Below are 6,572 nucleotides of genomic sequence, written 5' to 3' on the forward strand. Positions count from 1 at the left end.
CTTCGCTACTGGCTTCTTCGCTACTGGCTTCTTCGCTACTGGCTTCTTCGCTACTGGCTTGGCCACTGGCTTGGCCGCGGCTGGCTTGCTCGCCTCGTCAACCTCAATGATGACCTTGGTGGCTCGCTCGGAGTCAGGCATGAAGTTCGAACGCCAAGACTCGATGATGTCCTCAAGCTGCGTGCGGAGTTTTCCAACCTGCTGCTGGAACTGATCCACGTCGACTAGCTGGGTGAGGTCTTCAAGGGCTTCGCCGTCCTGGAGTTTCTTCACGAGGGTTTCGCCTTCGGCGGCCCACTTCTCGAACTCGGAACGAGCGTCCTTGAGGAACTTCTCGCGGAAGTCGCTGGCTTTGGTGTTGACCTCGGCGAATCGGCTACTCAGCTTCTCGCTGACGGATTTGCCAACGAGCACGGGGGCGCCGACTGCGGCAAACATTGCCTTGCGGGCGTCTTCTCTGATTTTTGTATCGTTCATGTCATTTCTCCTTGTTGGGTCTCGACCATTGTGCGATAGAGGTCGAGCAAGACTTGTTTCTGGCGGTGAGATAGCGATTCGTCGGCTTCCAGTGCTGCCCGAACCGTGGGAGGCACGCTCGAATCGTCGAGCAATCCCGCTTGTATGTAGAGCGATTCAGCTTGAATCGATAGCCCTCGCGCCAGAGATTTGAGTATCTCTGCGGACGGTTTGCGCAGGCCCCGCTCGATCTGGCTGAGATAGGGGTTTGAGATTCCTGCCTTCTCGGCCAATCGACGCAGCGACATCTTCGAGCGGGTTCTCTGCTCTCGGATGAAGCCCCCGATGTCATGGCTTTCTTCGCTCATATTAGCAGAATAACGCATTTTGCTAACTATTGCAAGCGTTAGCTGGAGAATATCTTGCCGCTAGCTGTGGCTAGCGGTGCTCAGAAGAGAGAGTCCCGTTTGGCCAGCATTGCGTTCAGGGCGAACTGGATCTGACTCCGCACGGACTCGGATAGCTCCAGGACGGCGAGCCGATCGGTGTGTTCGATGGTGCTCACATCGATGGGCGGAAGGAACTTCAGTTTCCATTTGATCGGTAATGGAATTGGGTTCAGCCATACGGCCATTTCCTCGACCCGCTGTTCGGGAAAGACCAAACGGATAAGTTGGGCCAGTCGCTTCGAAGTGAAAAGTACCGGATGGACCTCTTCGCCACCGATGATGGCGACGGGAATGATTTTGGCGCCGGTTTGGAACGCCAGATCGACGAACCCGCCCCGTCCGAACCGTTGCGTTTGGTATGCCTGCTCTTGTGGTTTCTGGAACCCGGCGACTCCCTCGGGGAAGACTCCCAGCAGGTGGCCGTGGTCGAGGACCCACCGGGCATCGTCCCGGGCTGCGTAGGCCGAGCCGCTCTTGCGGTAAAGATGGGAGACGAAAGGCAACATGTTGAAGATCTCAGTTCCGATCAGCCGCACTCTGCGTGGAACCGCTGCCTCGTTGGCTACCGCCGCCGCCAGCATGGCGCCGTCGTAGGGAAGGGCAGCACCAGCATGATTGGCGACGAGGATGCCTGCTCCTTCCGACGGGATATGTTCGATACCTTCCACCTCGACCCGGAAGTAGTCGAAGTACAGGAAGTTGATCAGGTGCCAGACCATGTCGGCAATGACCGGGTCGAGCCCGAGCGGATCTACGTCATAGGTGGCAAGTGCGAGTTGCCGCATGAGGGCCGGCCATGTATCGAAACCGAGCTTGCCTGCCACGGGGATGGCGAGATCGGAGACGTCATAGCCGCCATGAAGGCCACACAGGTCCGACCCGGCACCAACCGGAAGGCCACAAGGGTGGTTGCCGCTCACTGAGCTGCACCGGTTCTGCCTTGGGGCAGGACCGGCCCGCGGCGGACCCGCCACATCAGCACTGAGATGGGCGAGTAGTGCGGCCTTGAGCTGCGCCTTGGTCATCGAAGAGCGACCCGGAAGCTGGGCAGCCTTGGCCAGTCCGGAGAGTTCCTCTTTGGAGAGGCCGTCGAGCATGGTTGCGAGTCGAGAGGTCACCTGGCCCCCCGATACGTGCGCTCAATAGCTTGCCGGGTGGTGTGGGCCGGGTTGAATCCGAGTTTGGTGACCATACGATCGGTCGTTGTGTACCGGCCGTACTTGAGGAGGTTGGCGGTGTGTTCCGGGAGTGGAACGCCAGAAACGGCCAGGAAGCGACGTGCTTGCTTCAAGAGGGGAGGCGGTAATGGCTGACCGAGACGGCGGCCGATTCTGAGCAATCGACTCAAATACAAGATGCCGTCGCCGGCGACGTTGAATATCCCGTCCGCCGCAGTGGACCGCGACGCGAAGACGATCGCTTGTACGGCGTCGTCTTCGTACAGGAATTGCAGCCGTCCGTCATATCCCATCAACGTCGGAACCACCGGGAGCGTCAGATAGCGACTGATCGGATTCCCGACCGCTGGGCCAAGAATCGGTCCGAGCCGTAACACCGTGAACGAGACTTCGGGCATCGATGGTTTGAGATCGGCAACAAAACGTTCGATGTCGCGCAAGTTGCGTTCATACCGGGTTGCTCGACCGCTGATTCGGGTCGACTCTGAGAGGACCGAAGCGTGACGAGGGCCGGTCGAATAGATGGCGGCATCGGACTTGACCACGACGTGGTGAACGGATCCGACGCGCTCGATGGCCCCGAAGAGGGCTTGGGCTCCCTGAACTGCTCCCGCCCGCGAACGGGTGTTGCCGATCTCGGCGGATCGATCGAGGGTCTGGAGGTGGATTACGGTCGTCGGTTTGCGGTCGACAAGAAACTGGGCGAAGTCGAGCGAGTCCATCGAGTAGCGGTGCAGCCGGGCTGCAAAAGCCAGTTTCGGTTCTAATTCGTCGACGGCAATAACCTCATGGTGCGGTTCGAGTTCTTGCACGACCCGACCACCAATCCAGCTGGCCGCTCCTGTTACCAACACTCGTTCCACCGGACCAGTGTAGGCAACTGACTCGAACCCGATAGCATGGCGGCCTATGGAATCCATCTCGGTCGAATTTCCCCGCCACCATGAGCCTGCCTGGCTTCAAGAGATGGTTGATGAATTCATTGAGGATCCATATTGTCATCTGGTGATGGTCGGAGCCGACGACGAGGGTGTTGTGCTCACCACCATGTGGTCGGCTGACGTCGCGGCAGATGTTGCGACCGCTCTCGTGGCCATGGACCCGGCGGTGAAGGTGCGTCGAATGGTGCTGTCGGTGCCTGCGGTAGAGGACTCGGGACTTTGAACGCCATGATGATCGTAATGGAGCGTTTTTGCTCGCCGGAAGCGGTTGAAGCGGTCATCGAGCGCCTCGAATCGCGCGGTTGCGACATCCATATTTCAGATGGCCAGGAGCGGATCGTCATTGGCGCCATGGGTGCCGGCACCGACCTTGAACAGTTACCTTGGGAAGCCATGGAGGGCGTTGAGAAGGCGATCCCCGTTCTCAAGCCATTCACCTTTGTATCTCGTGACTTCCAGGAGGCAGACACGATTGTCCGGGTCGGGAACGCCCGGATCGGCGGTAACGGGTTTACGGTGATCGCCGGTCCGTGTGCTGTGGAAACGCGCGATCAACTGTTCCGCACGGCCGAGCTGGTTGTCAAAGCCGGGGCAACCGTGTTGCGCGGTGATGCGTTCAAGCCGCGCACCTCGCCTTACGCGTTTCAGGGTCTGGCCGAGGCCGGACTTGAGTTGATGGCAGCAGCCAGAGAAGAGTTTGGTGTGCCGTTCGTTGCCGAAGTGCTCGACCCCCGCGACGTGGCATTGGTGGCAAGTTACGCCGACATGCTCCGGGTCGGTACCAGAAACATGTCGAACTACTCGCTGCTCGCCGAAGTTGGCAAACAGCCAAAACCGGTGCAACTCAAGCGTGGTTTCACGGCCACCATAGAGGACTGGCTTCACGCCGCCGAGACGATCTACAAAGAGGGCAACCACCAGATTGTGCTTGTCGAGCGGGGCATCCGGACCTTTGAGACGGCAGCTCGGAACACCCTCGACATCACGGCCGTGCCCGTAGTGCAACGGTTGTCGCATCTCCCGATCATGGTTGATCCCTCCCACTCCGGCGGCCATCACTACCTGGTTGCCCCGCTGGCCCAGGCGGCCGTCGCGGTTCGATCATCGGGCATTATGGTGGACGTCCATCCCTCACCTGACACCGCCCTGGTTGATGGTTCCCAGGCCTTGCTTCCTTCCGACTTTGCGACGCTCATGGATCGGATCCGCAAGCTGGCGGCTGCCGTCGATTTGGAGATGTAGCGGTGGCCAATGCGTTTTTGGTGGGAACCGGATTGATTGGTGCGTCCGTTGGGCTCGCCCTGCGTTCGAACGGATGGACGGTCACTGGATGGGATCCCGATCCAGCTGCCCTGGCCGAGGCGATGGCCGTTGGCGCTCTTGACCACCGGGCCGACTCTCTCGACGTGTCGGGCGCCGATCTGGTCGTCCTGGCGGGCCCTCATGACGCGATGATCGCAACCCTGCGCGAGCTCTCAACCCCTGCCCTGGTCATCGACGTCGCCGGTGTCAAACACGAGATCGTACGGGCGGGACAACGGATGGCCCGGTTCGTGGGAACCCATCCCATGGCTGGTCGTGAACAGTCGGGACCGGGGGCTGCGTCGGCTGGATTGTTCAAGGGTGCCTCCTGGATACTTGCCACTGATCACAGTGCGGAAGACGACCTCGCCGAAGTCGAGGAGCTCATCACGAGTTTCGGAGCAGTTCCGCGCCGTATGACGGCCGCCGATCATGACGCGGCGATTGCCCTCGTGTCTGCGGTGCCCCACGTCATCTCCGCTTCACTGCTGCATCTGGTGATGGGTGACTCGAGTGCCATGTCCTTGGCGGCCGGCAGTTTCCGAGATATCACCCGGGTATCCCTCTCTGACCCGCACCTGTGGGCCGACCTGTTTGTGGCCAACCAGGCTGAGGTTACGTCCACCCTTTTTCATCTCACCCAGGAACTTCAGGACTGGTCGGCTCTCATCACGTCTGGAGATCAAGATGCCCTGGTTGGGCGACTCCAGCTTTCCCGGGAGGCTCGCCAGTCGTTGGCGCCACCCGTCACGGTGGTGCTCGTAATGCTGGAGGACAAGCCGGGTGAACTGGCCGGCGTTGGTCGAGCGCTGAATACGTCCCAGGTCGACATTCGAGACCTCCAACTGCGCCATGGAGAGCATGGCGGCGGTGGTGTTCTTCGGCTGTCGGTGCGGCCAGGGGAAGCCGAGGCGCTGCGCGAAGCCCTCATTTCCGAAGGTTTCACCGTCGAATAGACGCGCTCGGAATCCGGGTTGCCGGGTTCGTGGGCCAGGCGCGGTTCGCGCGTAACGGTTTGTTTCAACGAATCAGCGACCAAGGGGGCGTATGGGGGGTCGGGCCCTTGGCGAAACGAACGCGAATGTCGGTCTCTGCGAGGGTGGCGGCACTGAGGTCTGTCTGCTTTTTGGGGTCGTGGCGGAGCGGCTGGGGACTTCCCAGATGGGCTGGTGGCTGGATGTCGAGTCGAGCTTCTGTTTGTTTCAACGAATCAGCGACCGAAGAGTCGTATGCGGAGGTGTGGGATGGTCGGTCCCTCACCAGCGGAACGTAGTGGAGCGTCCGGGGAGGAGGGGCGTGACCTTTGGTCACGTTGTAGAACGGCTTTGCCGTTCTGTGGACGGACTGGCTAAACCAGTTGGCGAGGTCTCTTGTGCTGCGTCGCTGTTGGGGGTAGAGGGCCTCGTTGTCCCCTCCGAGCAGGCAAGTGTTGGGCTGGTTCTTCTTTTCGTGCATCGACTCTCGGCTGGTCCTCGACAAACTGGGTATTTTGGCCGGATTGTCCAGGTTTGGTGCGGGTTTTTGTCACACCCGGGTTATACGATTGGGGGATGTTTGAAAGGTTGGAAGAGACCACATTTGACGATGAAATCCGGGCGGTTGAAACCGGCCGGACTGGTTCCGACATCCCGGCCGGGTTAGACACGATGGGTGCTGGTCCGTTCCTGGCGGCGGTCCTGTCGTCGATTGAGGTGGGCGACCTGTCGGGTCATGACCGGGTGATCGTGTTGCGAGCCCGGAAGCGGATGGTGTCGCATTACCAGGCCCAGGTGTATGCCGATATGGCATCGGTGGCCGACATTCTCGAACACGATTTTGCTGGTGATCTGGAACTGGCATCCGATGCCACGTCGGCGGAGATACGCGCCGCCCTGTGTTTGACCCGTCGGGCCGCCGATCACGAACTCGACGTGGCGGTCACCTTACGCGATCGCCTCCCCAACGTTTGGGCGGTGTTTGATCGGGGTGACCTTGACGCACCCCGAGTAAAGGTCATCATCCGGGGCACCGAACATTTATCCGAACCGGCCGCCCGAACCGTGGCCGATCTGATCCTCCCTGACGCGGTGGATCTGACTACCGGCCAGATTGCTGCTCGCCTTGCCAAACTGTGTGTCGACGTCGACCCCGACGACGCTGCTTCACGGTATGACACCGCCGTGGCTGACCGGCATGTCGAACTACGACCCAACCCCGACGGCACCGCCTGGCTGGCCGGGTTCAACCTGCCACCGGACCGAGCTGCC

At 60.5% G+C, this 6,572-nt stretch carries 9 protein-coding genes; 4 read left to right on the plus strand and 5 right to left on the minus strand.

All coding sequences use genetic code 11. The features are described 5' to 3' along the window. From JJE47_17715 to JJE47_17730, 4 genes are all read right to left on the minus strand, one after another. A partial coding sequence (locus JJE47_17715; GenBank protein ID MBK5269263.1) for a hypothetical protein occupies window positions 1-477 on the minus strand: 477 nt, incomplete at its 3' end. Further along, window positions 474-842, minus strand: a complete 369-nt coding sequence (locus JJE47_17720; protein ID MBK5269264.1) for a helix-turn-helix transcriptional regulator — start codon at window positions 840-842, stop codon at window positions 474-476. The genes JJE47_17720 and JJE47_17715, both read right to left, overlap by 4 nt. A gap of 62 nt (window positions 843-904) precedes the next feature. Beyond that, window positions 905-2,023 (minus strand): acyltransferase family protein, encoded by a 1,119-nt coding sequence (locus JJE47_17725; GenBank protein ID MBK5269265.1) that lies wholly within the window; start codon window positions 2,021-2,023, stop codon window positions 905-907. Next, on the minus strand, window positions 2,020-2,946 hold the full coding sequence (locus JJE47_17730; GenBank protein ID MBK5269266.1) for an NAD-dependent epimerase/dehydratase family protein: 927 nt from the start codon (window positions 2,944-2,946) through the stop codon (window positions 2,020-2,022). Before JJE47_17730 ends, JJE47_17725 begins: the two co-directional genes overlap by 4 nt. 46 nt (window positions 2,947-2,992) lie before the next feature. Here JJE47_17730 and JJE47_17735 point away from each other — a divergent pair, with 46 nt between their 5' ends. Genes JJE47_17735 through JJE47_17745 form a run of 3 tightly spaced genes read left to right on the plus strand, consistent with a single transcriptional unit; the run spans window position 2,993 to window position 5,282 of the window. Continuing rightward, window positions 2,993-3,247 carry a hypothetical protein gene (locus tag JJE47_17735; protein ID MBK5269267.1) on the plus strand — a complete coding sequence of 85 codons (255 nt, stop codon included), beginning with the start codon at window positions 2,993-2,995 and terminating at the stop codon, window positions 3,245-3,247. Between the two features lie 5 nt (window positions 3,248-3,252). Next, window positions 3,253-4,266 (plus strand): 3-deoxy-7-phosphoheptulonate synthase, encoded by a 1,014-nt coding sequence (gene aroF / locus JJE47_17740; GenBank protein MBK5269268.1) that lies wholly within the window; start codon window positions 3,253-3,255, stop codon window positions 4,264-4,266. 2 nt (window positions 4,267-4,268) lie between these two features. Next, a complete protein-coding gene (locus JJE47_17745; protein MBK5269269.1) occupies window positions 4,269-5,282 on the plus strand; it encodes a prephenate dehydrogenase/arogenate dehydrogenase family protein in 1,014 nt (337 codons plus the stop codon). Between the two features lie 64 nt (window positions 5,283-5,346). On the opposite strand, the gene JJE47_17750 is transcribed toward JJE47_17745, so the two are convergent. Continuing rightward, the gene (locus JJE47_17750; GenBank protein MBK5269270.1) at window positions 5,347-5,781 is read right to left on the minus strand and encodes a hypothetical protein; all 435 of its coding nucleotides are present in this window, start codon (window positions 5,779-5,781) and stop codon (window positions 5,347-5,349) included. Window positions 5,782-5,876: 95 nt separating this feature from the next. Between JJE47_17750 and JJE47_17755 the strand changes: the two genes are divergently transcribed. Continuing rightward, on the plus strand, window positions 5,877-6,572 hold a 696-nt coding region (locus tag JJE47_17755; protein MBK5269271.1), incomplete at its 3' end, for a DUF222 domain-containing protein.

Source organism: Acidimicrobiia bacterium, from assembly GCA_016650365.1.
Lineage (GTDB): Bacteria > Actinomycetota > Acidimicrobiia > Spongiisociales > JAENVV01 > JAENVV01.